The sequence below is a fragment of the Paraburkholderia sp. J7 genome (assembly GCF_905220155.1).
GTDB lineage: Bacteria > Pseudomonadota > Gammaproteobacteria > Burkholderiales > Burkholderiaceae > Paraburkholderia.
Window position 1 is genome coordinate 66,443 of sequence record NZ_CAJMYZ010000026.1, and the last position, 13,582, is coordinate 80,024.

A 13,582-nucleotide genomic window follows, 5' to 3' on the forward strand; every position below is an offset into this window, starting at 1 on the left:
TCTCGTGGACTATAGTGCAGATTCACATTTTCGGAACGTCGGTCCGGAAATGTTGCGACGCCGTAGCATGCTTGGCAAGCGGTCTGCCCAGATAGTGAATCATTCGCGGGTAAACGTTGATGATTTTCGGCTCAAAAATCGGAACAGCGTTCCTTTCACGCTGCTATCCTGTTTCCGGAAAGGGAGCACCGCGAGAAAAAGCCGGACGCACCAACGTGCCGATCCGGCAACCGGATGCAAGGTCCACGGAGGAGACATGAAGCTGAAGAAGGCGATAGACCGCATACCCGGCGGCCTGATGCTGGTGCCGCTGCTGCTCGGCGCCTGTGTTCACACGTTCGCGCCAGGCGCTGGCAAGTACTTTGGTTCGTTCACCAATGGATTGATCACCGGCACCGTGCCGATTCTCGCGGTGTGGTTCTTCTGCATGGGCGCGACCATCGACCTGCGCGCCACCGGCACCGTGCTGCGCAAGTCCGGCACGCTGCTCGTCACGAAGATGATCGTGGCCTGGGTCGCCACGCTGGTCGCCGCGCGTTTCATCCCGATTGACGGTGTGAAGACCGGGCTCTTCGCCGGGCTCTCGGTGCTCGCCATCACGACGTCGATGGACATGACCAACGGCGGTCTCTATGCGGCCGTGATGCAGCAATACGGCACGAAAGAAGAGGCGGGTGCGTTCGTGCTGATGTCCGTCGAGTCGGGGCCGCTCGTGAGCATGCTCATTCTCGGCGCGACCGGCGTGGCCTTTTTCGAGCCGCGGCTTTTCGTGGGCGCCGTGCTGCCGTTTCTGGTCGGGTTTGCGTTAGGCAATCTCGACAGCGATCTGCGTGAACTGTTCGGCCGCTGCGTGCATCCGCTCATTCCGTTCTTTGGCTTTGCGCTTGGCAACGGCATCGATCTCAATGTGATCGTCACGAGCGGGATTCCGGGCGTGATGCTCGGGCTTGGCGTGATCGTCGTGACCGGTATTCCGCTGATTCTCGCCGACCGGCTGATTGCGGGCGGCAACGGCGCGGCGGGGCTCGCGGCTTCGTCCACGGCGGGCGCGGCGGTCGCGAATCCGGCCATCATCGGAGAGATGATTCCGAGTTTCAAGCCGCTCGTGCCGGCGGCAACCGCAATGGTCGCCACGGCCTGTCTCGTGACGGCGATCCTCGTGCCGATGCTCACGGCGCTGTGGGTGCGTCGCCGAAGCGCGCGCGATGCGCTGCTTCAGGAACTCATGGAACCGCCCGTGCCGCCAGTGGCCGGACGCGACGCTCATATTTGATGTAAAGGCGAGGTTCCCGCGCGCGGGAACCTCGCTTCGTCCACGTAGCGCTCAGCGCACTTCGCCACGCGCCATGCTGGCGAGCACGCCGTCGCGGCGAATGAGCGCGTGAAAGAGCGCAGCCCCCAGATGTAGCAAAACGGTCGCGTAGAGCGCCATGGCAAGCCATGTATGCGCGGCGCGCAGCCAGGCGTAGAGCGTGACATCGTGCGGCACGATGGGCGGCAGGTGCACGCCGCCGAACATGACGATGGGATAGCCGCCTGCGGACAGCATCGACCAGCCGATCAGCGGCATTGCGATCATCAACGCATAGAGCGCGAGATGCGAAGTGTGCGCGCCAAGGCGCTGCCAGATCGGCAGATCGGCGGGCAATGCCGGCGCACCGCGCGTGAGCCGGACGTAGAGGCGCAGCAGCACGAGCGCAAGCAGTGCGATGCCTAGCGGCCGGTGGAGCGCGAGCAGGGTGTCATGCAGCCGCGAGACCGTCGCGACCATCCCCACGCCCACGAACAGCATCGTGACGATCAGGACTGCCATCGACCAATGCAGAAGGCGCTGGAGTGCGCTGAAGTGTTGGCCCGGTTGCTTCATGGCTGCGCGCCTCCATGCGATTGCGCGAGGTTGGCTTCCTCATGCGTGCGTCGATTGAACGAAACGGAATACGCTGCCGAGCGGGCGGCGAGCAGGGGATCGTCGGAAGGCTTCAGGCCGTTGGGCAGGATGGTCGGATCGTAGTTCACGTCGCGGCACATGCCATTTGCCTGCGGTTCGGCGCGCTGCAATACCAGTGTGCCGGCGTCGATCTGCTGGCGGTCAGCCGGCCATCCCTGCGTGGCGTCGTTCGTGGGGTCGCCGGGTGCGGCGACCGTGAGCACCAGACGCCAACGTAGCGGGCCCCCTGCGAAACGCGTGCTGAAGTCGTCGGCCAGGAAATTCGGGTCGGCTTTTTCTGCGGCCGTTTGCGGTGCATAAGCCACTTCGGGCACGGTCTGCCAGCGCACGGCGTGCTGATTGCCTGCGGCATCGGTTGCGATGAACGCGTTGACGCTGTAGAACGCCGTGTTCGCGAAACTGGAGGAGGGCGGGTTCGCTTTTAGCCAGTTGCGGAACGGCAGCGTTTCCGGGTTCGCCTGGAAGAAGGCGTCGAGTTTCGCGGGGTCGGGCTTGCCCGTTGCCGGGTCCGGTTTCGAGGCGACGAGCTGGCTATAGAACTGCTGCGGAGTGCGAACGACAAAGACAGGCACGGAATTCATGCCGGTGCGCCACTGTTCGCCGTTCTGCAGCTGGAAGAGCAGCGCCATGCTGCGCACGGGCGTGCTCGCATCGGGCGCGGAGGGGTTGCTGCCGGGAATGGCGAAACGCCCGATTACGGGCGTGCGTCCCGGCGCGAACACGGCCGCTCGCGAGACTTGTGCGCCGTTGCCGTTGCTCTCGAACCAGCCTTCCACGCAGAGCCCCTTGGCGTGATTGCGCCGATAGCCCGCATGGATGCCGTAGTTCGACTCGAATGTATTGATGATATGCGGCGCGGTGAGGCGTTCCGGCGTGAGCCAGCCGGCCGTCCATGCAAATGCCGCGCCAGCGCAACCAACCACAGCCGCAATGGCCGCGAGCCGGCATGGCACGCAGATCGGGGCGCGGTTCACGGGCGTGCTCCCGTGCGCGCGTGCCGCAACGCGATCGAAAGCGAAAAGTGTGCGAGTGTGTGCATGATGGATCCAGTCGATGGCGTGAAGGCCGTTACTGGCGTCAACAATACGTCATTGCGATTTATTCCGTGTGCGAAGTGAAATCGTGCAACGATGCTCGGGCGGGCTGTGATTACAGCGCTGAAAGCGGTGGTCACAATCGATGTGCAAAGGAGAGAGCGATGCTGACTGGCGGCTGTTTATGCGGCAAGGTCCGCTACCAGATCTCAGCTGCGCCGATTGGCAGCACGGTGTGCCATTGCGTGGATTGCCGGCGCGCAACGGGCGCGCCGTTCGTCGGCTGGGTCAGTGTGCCGTGGAGCGCGTTCCAGCTCGTTGCGGGCGCAACGAAAACGCATGTATCGAGTCCGGGTGTGGAGCGCGCGTTCTGTGCGGACTGCGGCACGCCGCTCACCTACCGCCATGCGGCGTTCGCGGGCGAGATCGACGTGGCGACCGGCACACTCGATCGCCCCGATGACGCGCCGCCCGAGAATCACACCTGGACCTCGCAAAAGCTGGCGTGGGTGCAACTCGCGGACGGCTTGCCACAATTTCCGCGTGCGCTTCCCGAGCCGTAAGCGGCCGGGAAGCGCGCTTCAACGAGAAGCGATCAACGATGTTCGGTAACGAACTTCGTGACGAGGTAGGCTTCCATCGCTTCGCTGCCGCCTTCCGAGCCGTAACCCGAATCCTTCACGCCGCCGAACGGCGTTTCCGGCAGGGCGAGGCCGTGGTGGTTGATCGACAGCATGCCGGTTTCCACGTCGTCGGAGAGTGCGGCCGAAGTCGCGCTCGAACGCGTGTAGGCATACGCGGCGAGACCGTACGGCAGACGGTTCGCTTCGGCGATCGCGTCCTTGTAGCTCGAGAAACGCGAGATCGGCGCGATCGGGCCGAACGGCTCTTCGTTCATGATGCGCGCCGAAAGCGGCACGTCGGTGAGCACGGTCGGGGCGAAGAAGTAGCCTTCGCGGCCCACGCGTTCGCCGCCCGTCAGCACCTTCGCGCCCTGTTCGCGCGCGTCGGCAACGAGCCGTTCCATTGCCGCGAGGCGGCGGTCGTTCGCGAGCGGGCCCATTTGCACGCCGTCTTCGAGACCGTTGCCGACCTTGATCGCGCGCGTGGTCGCAACGAAGTGCTCGACGAACTCGTCATACGCGGCGTCTTCCACCATGAAGCGCGTGGGCGAGATGCAGACCTGACCCGCATTGCGGAACTTGGCGCTCGCGAGCAGCTTGGCGGCGCGCGGCACGTCGGCGTCGGCGAACACGATGGCCGGGGCGTGGCCGCCCAGCTCCATCGTGGCGCGCTTCATATGCTCGCCGGCCTTCGAGGCGAGCAGCTTGCCCACCGGCGTCGAGCCCGTGAACGAGATTTTGCGGATAGCCGGATGCGCGATCAGGTACGACGACACTTCCGCGGGCACGCCGAACACGAGGTTCAGCACGCCGGCGGGCAGGCCCGCGTCGGCGAACACCTTCACGAGTTCGGCGCAGCTGGCCGGCGTTTCTTCCGGTCCCTTGAGCACGACGGTACAGCCCGAGGCGAGCGCGGCCGACACCTTGCGCACGGCCTGGTTAAGCGGGAAGTTCCACGGCGTGAACGCGGCGACCGGGCCCACCGGCTCGCGCGTGACGATCTGGCGAACGGCGTCCGAGCGCGACGGGATCACGCGGCCATAGGTGCGGCGGCCTTCTTCGGCGAACCAGTCGATCGTGTCGCCGCCCGCGAGCGTTTCGAGCTTCGCTTCGCCAAACGGCTTGCCCTGTTCGCGCGTCATGATCGCGGCGATGTCGTCGGCGCGGTCGCGCAGCAGTTGCGCGGCGCGGCGCATGAGCTTGCTGCGCTCGAGCGGCGAAACCTTGCGCCATTCGCGGAACGCGCGCTCGGCCGCGGTGGCCGCATCGGACAGGTCCTGCTCGCTCGCGAGGCTCAGGCGGCCGATTTCCGCTTCGGTCGCGGGGTCGATCACAGCAATCGTCTTCGCGCCGGCGCGCCATGCGCCGTCGATGTAGATCTGGGTGTTGGGATAGGGCTTCACGCTGGAACTCATGATGGGACGATCCTTTTCAACGGTTCAACGACAGGCTCCCGCCGCGCGCACGGCAATGCGCGCAGGCGGGAGCCGGAAAATGCGGAGCGCCCATTGTGCCACTGGATCGCCGATGCTGCAGGGCGTGCAAAAGGAAAGGGCCCATGTCCGGAGACATTGGCCCTTTTTAACCCACACTATGAGAAAAGCGTGTCAGCCGATCAAAATTCGAGCGTTGCGTTGGCAACGAAGGTGCGCGTGGCCGACGGCATCACGTAATAGCCCCACGCCGCGGTCCAGTAGCGGCGGTTGAACAGGTTGTTCACGCCCGCGCGCAGCGTGACGTCCTTGCCGGCCACCCGGGTTTCGTATTTCGCGCTCAGGTCCCACGTCGTATAGGCGGAGACGAACTGCGTGTTCGCGGCATCGACGGCCATATTGCCGACATATTTGCCGCCGAACGCGACCGTGAGCGCACGCAGGTACGACGGGTTGTACTCCACGCGGCCCGTGAGCGTGAAGCGCGGCGTGGCGTACACGCGCTTGCCTTCCACGCTCGGGTCGTCCACGTCCACGGCCTTTGCGTCGAGCCACATCACGCCGCCTAGCACGCGCCAGTCGTTGGCGACCTGCAGCCAGCCGCTCGCGTCCACGCCGTCGTAGCGCTTCGTGCCGCTCTGCACGAAGACGTTCGCCGTATTGGTGTACTCGTAGCCCTGATCGACGCGGAACAGCGCGAGGTTGGCGCCCCAGTCGCGATGGTCGGCCTTGAAGCCCACTTCATACTGCTTGCTCTTGAGCGGGCCGTAGGTCTGCGGATAGTTGGCATTCGTGTTGCTCGCCGCGCCGCCTTGCTGCAGGCCTTCGACATAGCTCGCGTAGAGCGTCGAATTCGGGTCGAGCTTGAACATGAGCGCGGCGGTCGGCGTAACCGGGTTCGCGCTATAGCTCGACGCCTGCGACTGGTCGGGGTTGTAGGTGGTGTCGCGGAACTGCGTATAGCGCAGACCCAGCAGCGCGGAGAGGCGCGAAGTGAGTTGCACGGTGTCGCTCGCGTAGAGCGCGGTTTGCGTGGTGATCTCGTGGCGGTACAGGTTCTCGCCGATATGCACCGCGTCGTTCGTGAGCAGCGTGCTGCCGTAGATATTGCCGACGCCGAGGAAATAGCCGTCGTTCCAGCCTTCGCTGTTGTCGTATTCGTTTTGCTGCGACTGGTAGCTCGCGCCCACCACCACGTCATGCTTGAACGGGCCGGTGTTGAATTTGCCCTGCACGTTGGCATCGACGTTCTGATAGAAGTAGCGCGTCAACGCGGCATACAGCGTGTTGTAGTAGTCGCCTTGCGTGTTGAAGACGGAGAGCAGGCTGTCCGAGTTGTAGCGGTTTTCCTTGGCGAAGCGGTACTTGATATTCGCGTGCCAGTTCTCCGAGAAGCGATAGTCGAGCCCCGTGCCGAACGAGGCGATCTCCGTTTCGTACCAGTTTTGCGGCTGCGTGAGCTGGCGCGTGACCTTGCTCGCGTCGGGAATGCCCAGCGGATTGCCGTTCTCGTCGGAGCCGAAGTAGATGCCGAACAGCGTGCCGGTGGTCTTGCGTTTCTGGTAGAACGCGTCGACGGTCCACGTGAGGTCCGGCGTGATGCGGTAGTCGAGCGCAAGCGAGGCCACCTGGCGGCGCACGTGACCATTCGCTTCGGCGGTGTTGCCGTCTTCGTTCACGAGATTGAGGCGATAGCCGAACTGCTTGTCCGGGCCGAAGCGGCCGCCCAGGTCGATCTTCTGGCTGAGCACGCCCGCCGACTGGTAGCCGATCGAAAAGCTGCGGTACGGGTCGTCGGTCGGGCGCTTGAGCACGTAGTTGACGATGCCGCCCGGGTTGGCGAAACCGTACATGAAGCCCGAAAGCCCCTTGAGCATCTCGACCTGCTCGAACTGTTCGAGCGAAAGCTCGGTGTCCCACGAGGGGAAGTTCTGTCCGTCCACCTTCACGCCGTTGAGCATGTCGACCGGCAAGCCGCGAATGCTGAACGCCGAGTTTTCGCCGGTCATGTTGTTGCCGACATCGGTCACGGCCGGGTCGTACTTGAAGAGATCGTTGGCCGTGGAGGCGAGGCGATCCTTGCCTTCCTCCGTTGTCACCACATTGGTCGAGAACGGCGTGTCCACCTGCCTGCGATTGCCGAGCGCGCCCGCGCTCACGCGATCGGGCGAGGCCGCCTGGCTGTCGCGCGCGGCGCTGACCTTGACGGTGGGCAGGGCCTGGGTGCTGCCGGTTTGCGTGCTGTCTTGCGTTTCGGCCTGGGCATTTTCCTGCGCCCAGCCAGGCGTGGAAAGCGTGATGAGCGTAACGCCGGCACTGACCAGCAGCGCGGCGCTGAGTTGGGCACGGCGGGCGCGCGGAGCGCATAAACGGAAGCGAACAGTGTCGAGGCGGGAGCAGCGTGCGGCGGCAGGATTATGCATATTCTTCTGATGAATTGATCGCGACAGATGCGGCGGAAAGGTGGTCTTGATGCGTAACCGCCTTGAAAGCGTTCGGAATATTAATGCAAATGATTCGCATCTACAATAAAAAGCATAAAGCAACCCGTAAGGTTGCAAAATCGCCGCATCTTGAAGCGCCATTCCTTGCGCTTGCCGCACTTTTATGCGTTTCGGGCGAGGTGGCCCTACCGCAATGCCTTGGGCAGACAGGAAAAAAAACGGCGCCCGAAGGCGCCGCAACAAGGGAAACAGAAAAGAAAACGTAAGGCCGTGACTTGCGCTGGGCTCAGCCCACCTTGGTGACCGGCGTGACGGCCGCGGGGTCGCTGATGCTCGGCCGGCCGTTCTCGACGTGTCCGGCGAAGCGCCAGGCGAACGCCGCATCGTCGCGGCTCGTGACCGTGAGGTCGTACCAGTGATGGCTCGAAGCGAGGATCCACGGTTCCTCGATGAAGCCGCCCGCCGGCACGACCACGTTGCGCTCGTGTGCGCCGTAGGCGTTGTCGGTCACGTTGAGGTGCGCGACGCTGGTTCCGGCGTTCGTGAACTTGAGGAAGAGGTTGCCGTTGGCCACGTCGTAGTGCGCCGTCACGGCAGGCGCCGGTGCGCGGCCGGACTTGCCCGGGCCCGATTGCGCGGCCGTGCCCGCGAAGCGGCGCACGAAGCCGTTCGGACCATGCACCTCGAACGCGTAGACGCCGTTCGTCGCGCTCAGGTCCCACGTGTCGTCGAGCGCCTTGCCGGCTTCGACCGTATAGCGCCACGGGCCGTCGCTGCGGTTCGTGCCGTACACGTAGAAGTGCGCGCCCTGGCGGCCCGTGTTCGCGAACGTGATCGAAAGCGTGTTGTTCTGCGCATTGGCCTTCGCGTTCACATGCAGCTCGTAGGGCAGTGCGCGCGCGTAACGCACGCCGGGCTCCTGCGCGTCGATCGACAGCGGCGTGGCCGGGACCGTGGGCGCCGAGTTGGCCGAGCACTGGTTGTCGGCGAGCGTCATGTAGTTGCTCGTGTCGGGCAGCGTGGGCATCGTGGCGTCGGGCGTGCGGAAGTCGAAGCACGTGGTGAGGTCGCCGCACACCGCGCGGCGCCATGCCGTGATGTTGGGCTCCTGCACGCCGAATCGCGCTTCGATGAAGCGGATCACCGAAGTATGGTCGAACACCTGCGAGCACACGAAGCCGCCCTTGGTCCACGGCGAGACGACCGTCATCGGTACGCGCGGCCCGAGGCCGTAGGGCAGGCCGTCGGCGGTGTACTTGCCGCCGCGCAGCGGGTTGACCACGTTGTGGATCTCGCCTTCCACGCTCACCGTCGACTTGCCCTGCGTGGACGTCGTGGGCGGTTGCGGCGGCACGATATGGTCGAAGAAGCCGTCGTTCTCGTCATACATGATGAAGAGCACGGTCTTGCTCCACACGTCGGGGTTCGACGTGAGCGCTTCGATGATTTGCGAGGTGTATTCCGCGCCATAGGCCGGCGTGTACTTCGGGTGCTCCGAGAACGCAGCGGGCGGCAGCAGCCACGAGACTTGCGGCAAATTATTCTGGAGTACATCGTTTTTCAGATCGGCGATCGTGCGCACCGTTTGCGCGCGCTGGTAGAGCGCCGAACCCGGCTGCGCGTTGATGAAGTTCGCGAAGTTCTGCAGGATGTTGGTGCCGTAGTTGCCGTTCAGCGGGTCGCTGCCGTTCGTGCCCTGCTGATAGATCTGCCAGGAGATGCCGGCGGCCTGCAGGCGCTCGGGGTAGGTCGTCCACGAAAGCAGCTGGTAGGTGGGCGGCACGTCGCCGTCCACGTAGTCGTTGTTGTCGAGCAGCGGGCCGCCCATCGTGCCGGTCGGATCGACCATGCCGGTCATCAGATACGAGCGGTTCGGGTGCGTCGGGCCAGGCAGCGAGCAGAAGTAGTTGTCGCACACCGTGAACGCATCGGCGAGCGCGTAGTGGAACGGAATGTCCGCGCGCAGGTAATAGCCCATCGTCATGTCGGTCTTGTACTGCGGCCACTGGTTGTACAGACCGTTGTTGATCGCGTACTGCGTGGGGTACCACGAGTGGTCGAGGTCGCCCACGCATTGCGCGCTCGTCTTGAACGTGTCGAGGTGGAACGGCAGCACGGGCTTCGTGGCATCTTCCTTCGAAGGCTGATACCACACCGGCAGGCCGCCCGGCAGCGGAATCGGCAGGCGGTCGTTATAGCCGCGCACGCCGCGCATATGGCCGAAGTAATGGTCGAACGAACGGTTCTCCTGCATGAACACGACGATGTGCTCGACATCGCGGATCGTGCCCGTGCGCGAATTGGCCGGAATGGCCAGCGCGTTGCGGATCGATTCGGGAAGAACGGTCATCGCTGCGGCTGCGGCGCCCGACTGCGCGACGGTCTGCAGGAAACGGCGACGGCTGGTTGACGTCATTGTTGTTCACCTTTCTGCTTGAGGTTGGAGTGTCGTGCCCGACGGTGTACTGGCACAGGTGCACACAGGGTGCAGTGCTTCAATGGCTGGACGTTGCTGAACTGCTGGAGTCGCTGCCGTTGCTGGCCTGGGTCTGCGCGCTGTCTCCAGGCGCATAGCTCATGACCGGCGTGACCTGGTCGCTGTCGGCGGCGAGGCTGGCCCGCGCGCCTTGCGCGGGGTCGCTCGCGGTGTTCGCAGCGGGTGCCGCGTTCGCGCCGTAGGCGGGGATGGCGCTCGGGTTAGCCGAAGCGTTCGTCGATGCATTCGCCGCCGTGTTCGCCGCCGTGTTCGCGTCGGGCGTCGGCAACGGCGTGATTCGCGCGCTATTGGCCAATGGCGATGGCGAAGGCGATGCCGTAGCGGCGCTCTGGCTTTCCGATGCATCCGGCGTCGATGAAGCTGCCGACGAGCCATAGCCCGGGCCGCATGCATCGAGCATGATGGTTGCGAGTACAACGATCGCCACGGTCGACAGGGTCGTCGACGCGCGGTTGGGACGGCGTATTCTCATGTGCGCATCCGTTCTGTGGGGATGGGTCGCGCACAGTTTCGCTGTCGATGAAGAAAGAATTGTGAAACACGCGAAAACGTTTGCGAGCGATGAATTTGCTTTGCAAACGTGGCGCGCGAAAATCATTCGCCGCCGATTGGCGGCTAACGAAATGCTTTCACTTTGCGGGGCTGTTTTCGTGAGCGGGACGCAGCACGTCGGTCGCGCGATGCGGCATCTCGACCTGATCGATCAGGAACACTTCGCCGTGCGAGTGTTCCGCGCGCAGCGGCAGGATCGCCTGATAGGCGCTGGAGCGATACCACGCGCGCGCGATTTCGCGGCTCGCGAATTCGATCATGATGAGATCGCCGGAAAACTTGCCCTCGAGCCGCTCCACGCGCCCGCCGTGAATGATGAAGCGGCCGCCGAAAGGGGCAAGCGTGGCGTCGATCTTCTCCAGGTATTCGACAATCTCGGGGCAAGGTTCGACGTCGCGCAGATGGGCAATGGCGTAGGCGGTCATGGCAGGTCTCGTGAGCGTGAAAGGGTGGGCCAACGCTTGCGAGAATAGGGCGCGCAGGGCGGGGAATCGATTACCTGGGAGGTAATGCGGCCGCTGCGGCGGGGTAAAATACATGACCATCCACAGCCCGGATCGAGACGTTTTCGCTTTTCGTCACCGCCGCCATGAACCCGTCACCCGAGAATAAACCCGCGCGCAAGCCGCCGCCCAAGTGGCTGCTGAACACCCTCACGGCGCTCGTGGGCGTGCTCACGCTCGCGCTGGGTATTGGCTGGCTCATCTACAAGTGGGTGGTCGATCTGGAGGTTCCGTACTTCGCCATTCCGCTCGTGATGTGCGTGCCGGTGATCGTCGCCGTGGCGTTCCGCAACATCTGGGATTGAGGCGCGCAAGCGCCTTGCTCGTCCCCCGAATCTTCGCGCCGCGTTTCAAACACGGTTCAAACACGGTTCAAACGCCAAAGCGCTCCGCACACGCCGCGCGCACGCGCTCCACAACGGCGCTCCATGCTTCGTTCATGCGCTGGCGGAACAGGCGCATCGTGCCTGGGTACCACGGCGAATCTTCGCGCTCGTGCATCCAGCGCCAGTCCAGATCGTATTGCGGCAGCAGCACCCAGCACGGCTTGCCGAGCGACGCCGCCAGATGCGCGGTAGACGTATCCACGCAAATCACGAGATCGAGCTGCGCGATGATCGCCGCCGTATCGACGAAGTCGCGCACGTCGCTGCCGAGGTGCAGCAGCGGCAGGCTCGCAGGCGGATTCTGCGCTTCGTCTTCGCCCTGGCCTTTTTGCAGGCTCACGAACTGCGCGCCCGGCAGGTTCCACAGCGGAGCGAGCGCGGCAAGCGATGGCAGCGAGCGATGCGCGTCGTTGAAATGCTTCGGGTTGCCCTTCCAGACGACGCCGATGCGCGGGCCCGGCGCGAGCGTGGCGAGGCGCGCGCCCCAGTGTTCGACGAGCGCGGGCTCGGGCGTACAGGCGAGCGGCGCGGGGATCGTCTGTAGCGTCGTGCCCAGAAGGTGGGGCACGCTGATCGGGCTCACCCAGCAGTCGAACTGGCCGGCCGCTGCCGCACCGGCTTCATGGTCGAGCACGGCGTCGATGCCTTCCACGCCGCGAAAGAGCCGGTGCAGCGGCGGCTGGCAGGCGAATGCGACGTGCGCCGCGCCCTGCGCCTTGAGCACGCGCGCATAGCGCCCGAACTGCAGCATGTCGCCGAGGCCGTCTTCCTGCCACAGCAGCAGCGACTTGCCAGCGAGCGGCTCGCCCTGCCAGGCCGGGCACCGCAGCAGGCGTTGCGTTGCGTAATGCACGAAACCGGGCATCGTATAGCGGCATTCGTAGCGCGCGAAGCCTTCTTCGAAGCGCCCCATGCTGATGAGCAGCGTGGCGAGGCGGAATTTCGCGTCGCCGTATTCGGGGTTCGCATCGAGCGCGCGGCGGTAGCCGGCCTCCGCTTCGTCGAGCCGGCCAAATTCCTTGTGCAGGCTCGCGATATTGAAGTGCGCCTCGGCGAAATCGGGCCGCACGGCCACCGCTTCGTTGAGCACGTCGAGTGCTTCGCCGCGCCGCCCGAGCGCCATCAGCACGCAGGCGAGATTGTTATAGGCCTCCACGCGGCCCGGCAGGCGGCGCACCGTCTCGCGATACGCCGCTTCGGCCTCGGGCAGCCGCTCGAGCGTATGCAGCGCGACGCCGAGGTTGTAGTGCGCCTCGGCGTGGTTCGGCGCGAGCGCGAGCACCTGGCGAAAGGCGGCTTCTGCTTCGGGCACGCGCTTGAGGTCGGTGAGCACACAACCGAGGTTGTTGAGCGCATCGACGAAACCGGGGCGAATCTGCAATGCAAGGCGCGCCGCGAGTTCGGCTTCCGCGAGTTTGCCGGACGCCTTCAGCAGCATCGCGAGATTATTGAGCGCTTCCGGATACTGCGGCTGGATCAGCAGGGCCTGGCGAAAGGCGTCGGCGGCTTCGTCGCCGCGCGCCGCGTCACGCAGTAGTGCGCCCAGCGCGTTGTACGCCTTTGCATGGCGCCCATTCGCGGCGATGGCGGCGCGCAACGCGCTTTCGGCTTCTGTGTGGCGGTCTTGTCCTTGCAGCAGCAGGCCGAGGTTGTAGTGGGCGTCGGCGTGAGCTGGGCGGTGCGCGAGCACGGCGCGAAAGGCAGCTTCCGCTTCGGCGTGGCGGGCCTGGCGCTGCAGTACGACGCCGAGGTTGCTGCGTGCGTCGGCGTCGGCGGGCGTAAGCATCAGCAGCCGTTCATAGAGGGCCTCGGCTTGATCGAGTCCGCCAAGCGCCGCAAAGAGCGCGGCGAGACCGCTATATGCCTGCGCGAAGTCTGGCTTTGCTGCGAGGCAGCGCTGCCACAGCGCCTGGGCGCGAGCCGCGTCGCCCGTGCCCATTGCGCTCAAGGCCGCGAGATTGAGCGCCGGCGCGAGCGTCGCGTCGTCGGGCGGCTGGCCGATGTGCGGGTCGAGCAAGGCGCGCGCATCGGCAAAGCGGTGCGTTTCGCACAGCGCATTGGCTTCGCGCAGGAGGTCGTCGAGGGCGGGCGCGAGGGGCGTCGTCATGGTCACAGTGAAAATCGTCGGGGCCGGTGTGCGACGCCTGGGCGGCACGAACAAT

Annotated in this window: 12 protein-coding genes; 4 read left to right on the top strand and 8 right to left on the bottom strand. The window is 64.9% G+C overall.

Annotation, left to right across the window (positions count from 1 at the left end; genetic code table 11):
- The first annotated feature begins 256 nt into the window (after window positions 1-256).
- Window positions 257-1,273: a 2-keto-3-deoxygluconate transporter gene (kdgT, locus tag U5A58_RS33365; protein ID WP_321946287.1), complete on the top strand. Its 1,017-nt coding sequence runs from the start codon at window positions 257-259 to the stop codon at window positions 1,271-1,273.
- A 51-nt stretch (window positions 1,274-1,324) separates the two neighbouring features.
- On the opposite strand, the gene U5A58_RS33370 is transcribed toward kdgT, so the two are convergent.
- Both U5A58_RS33370 and U5A58_RS33375 read right to left on the bottom strand, forming a co-directional pair.
- Complete coding sequence (locus U5A58_RS33370) at window positions 1,325-1,867, bottom strand: cytochrome b (RefSeq protein WP_321964627.1); 543 nt, start codon at window positions 1,865-1,867, stop codon at window positions 1,325-1,327.
- Window positions 1,864-2,922, bottom strand: a complete 1,059-nt coding sequence (locus U5A58_RS33375; protein ID WP_321964628.1) for a catalase family peroxidase — start codon at window positions 2,920-2,922, stop codon at window positions 1,864-1,866. The genes U5A58_RS33370 and U5A58_RS33375 overlap by 4 nt, the downstream gene beginning before the upstream one ends.
- 224 nt (window positions 2,923-3,146) lie before the next feature.
- Here U5A58_RS33375 and U5A58_RS33380 point away from each other — a divergent pair, with 224 nt between their 5' ends.
- On the top strand, window positions 3,147-3,545 hold the full coding sequence (locus U5A58_RS33380; protein ID WP_321964629.1) for a GFA family protein: 399 nt from the start codon (window positions 3,147-3,149) through the stop codon (window positions 3,543-3,545).
- A 32-nt stretch (window positions 3,546-3,577) separates the two neighbouring features.
- Here U5A58_RS33380 and U5A58_RS33385 read toward each other — a convergent pair whose 3' ends face one another.
- Together U5A58_RS33385 and U5A58_RS33390 are read right to left on the bottom strand one after the other, a co-directional pair.
- The gene (locus U5A58_RS33385; protein WP_158760264.1) at window positions 3,578-5,020 is read right to left on the bottom strand and encodes an NAD-dependent succinate-semialdehyde dehydrogenase; all 1,443 of its coding nucleotides are present in this window, start codon (window positions 5,018-5,020) and stop codon (window positions 3,578-3,580) included.
- Window positions 5,021-5,220: 200 nt separating this feature from the next.
- Entirely contained in the window at window positions 5,221-7,461 is a 2,241-nt protein-coding gene (locus U5A58_RS33390) for a TonB-dependent siderophore receptor (protein ID WP_321964630.1), read from the bottom strand.
- A gap of 89 nt (window positions 7,462-7,550) precedes the next feature.
- Between U5A58_RS33390 and U5A58_RS33395 the strand changes: the two genes are divergently transcribed.
- The gene (locus U5A58_RS33395) at window positions 7,551-7,748 is read left to right on the top strand and encodes a hypothetical protein (RefSeq protein WP_321964631.1); all 198 of its coding nucleotides are present in this window, start codon (window positions 7,551-7,553) and stop codon (window positions 7,746-7,748) included.
- A gap of 20 nt (window positions 7,749-7,768) precedes the next feature.
- Here the strand turns inward: U5A58_RS33395 and U5A58_RS33400 are convergent, their stop codons facing one another.
- From U5A58_RS33400 to U5A58_RS33410, 3 genes are all read right to left on the bottom strand, one after another.
- Entirely contained in the window at window positions 7,769-9,898 is a 2,130-nt protein-coding gene (locus U5A58_RS33400; RefSeq protein ID WP_321964632.1) for a phosphocholine-specific phospholipase C, read from the bottom strand.
- A gap of 79 nt (window positions 9,899-9,977) precedes the next feature.
- A complete protein-coding gene (locus U5A58_RS33405) occupies window positions 9,978-10,451 on the bottom strand; it encodes a hypothetical protein (protein WP_321964633.1) in 474 nt (157 codons plus the stop codon).
- A gap of 157 nt (window positions 10,452-10,608) precedes the next feature.
- Complete coding sequence (locus U5A58_RS33410; protein WP_321909264.1) at window positions 10,609-10,956, bottom strand: DUF1330 domain-containing protein; 348 nt, start codon at window positions 10,954-10,956, stop codon at window positions 10,609-10,611.
- Between the two features lie 164 nt (window positions 10,957-11,120).
- On the opposite strand from U5A58_RS33410, the gene U5A58_RS33415 reads away from it, so the two are divergent.
- Window positions 11,121-11,339 carry a hypothetical protein gene (locus U5A58_RS33415; protein ID WP_321909262.1) on the top strand — a complete coding sequence of 73 codons (219 nt, stop codon included), beginning with the start codon at window positions 11,121-11,123 and terminating at the stop codon, window positions 11,337-11,339.
- 67 nt (window positions 11,340-11,406) lie between these two features.
- On the opposite strand, the gene U5A58_RS33420 is transcribed toward U5A58_RS33415, so the two are convergent.
- Window positions 11,407-13,527, bottom strand: coding sequence for a tetratricopeptide repeat protein (locus U5A58_RS33420; RefSeq protein WP_321964634.1), 2,121 nt, complete (start codon window positions 13,525-13,527; stop codon window positions 11,407-11,409).
- Window positions 13,528-13,582: the final 55 nt, after the last annotated feature.

What these genes read in the sequence shown, in the direction of transcription:
- U5A58_RS33395 (WP_321964631.1), top strand. Translation starts at nt 7,551, where the DNA reads ATGATTCGCATCTACAATAAAAAGCATAAAGCAACCCGTAAGGTTGCA.
- kdgT (WP_321946287.1), top strand. Translation starts at nt 257, where the DNA reads ATGAAGCTGAAGAAGGCGATAGACCGCATACCCGGCGGCCTGATGCTG.
- U5A58_RS33415 (WP_321909262.1), top strand. Translation starts at nt 11,121, where the DNA reads ATGAACCCGTCACCCGAGAATAAACCCGCGCGCAAGCCGCCGCCCAAG.
- U5A58_RS33390 (WP_321964630.1), bottom strand. Translation starts at nt 7,461, where the DNA reads ATGCATAATCCTGCCGCCGCACGCTGCTCCCGCCTCGACACTGTTCGC.
- U5A58_RS33385 (WP_158760264.1), bottom strand. Translation starts at nt 5,020, where the DNA reads ATGAGTTCCAGCGTGAAGCCCTATCCCAACACCCAGATCTACATCGAC.
- U5A58_RS33405 (WP_321964633.1), bottom strand. Translation starts at nt 10,451, where the DNA reads ATGAGAATACGCCGTCCCAACCGCGCGTCGACGACCCTGTCGACCGTG.
- U5A58_RS33400 (WP_321964632.1), bottom strand. Translation starts at nt 9,898, where the DNA reads ATGACGTCAACCAGCCGTCGCCGTTTCCTGCAGACCGTCGCGCAGTCG.
- U5A58_RS33370 (WP_321964627.1), bottom strand. Translation starts at nt 1,867, where the DNA reads ATGAAGCAACCGGGCCAACACTTCAGCGCACTCCAGCGCCTTCTGCAT.
- U5A58_RS33410 (WP_321909264.1), bottom strand. Translation starts at nt 10,956, where the DNA reads ATGACCGCCTACGCCATTGCCCATCTGCGCGACGTCGAACCTTGCCCC.
- U5A58_RS33420 (WP_321964634.1), bottom strand. Translation starts at nt 13,527, where the DNA reads ATGACGACGCCCCTCGCGCCCGCCCTCGACGACCTCCTGCGCGAAGCC.
- U5A58_RS33380 (WP_321964629.1), top strand. Translation starts at nt 3,147, where the DNA reads ATGCTGACTGGCGGCTGTTTATGCGGCAAGGTCCGCTACCAGATCTCA.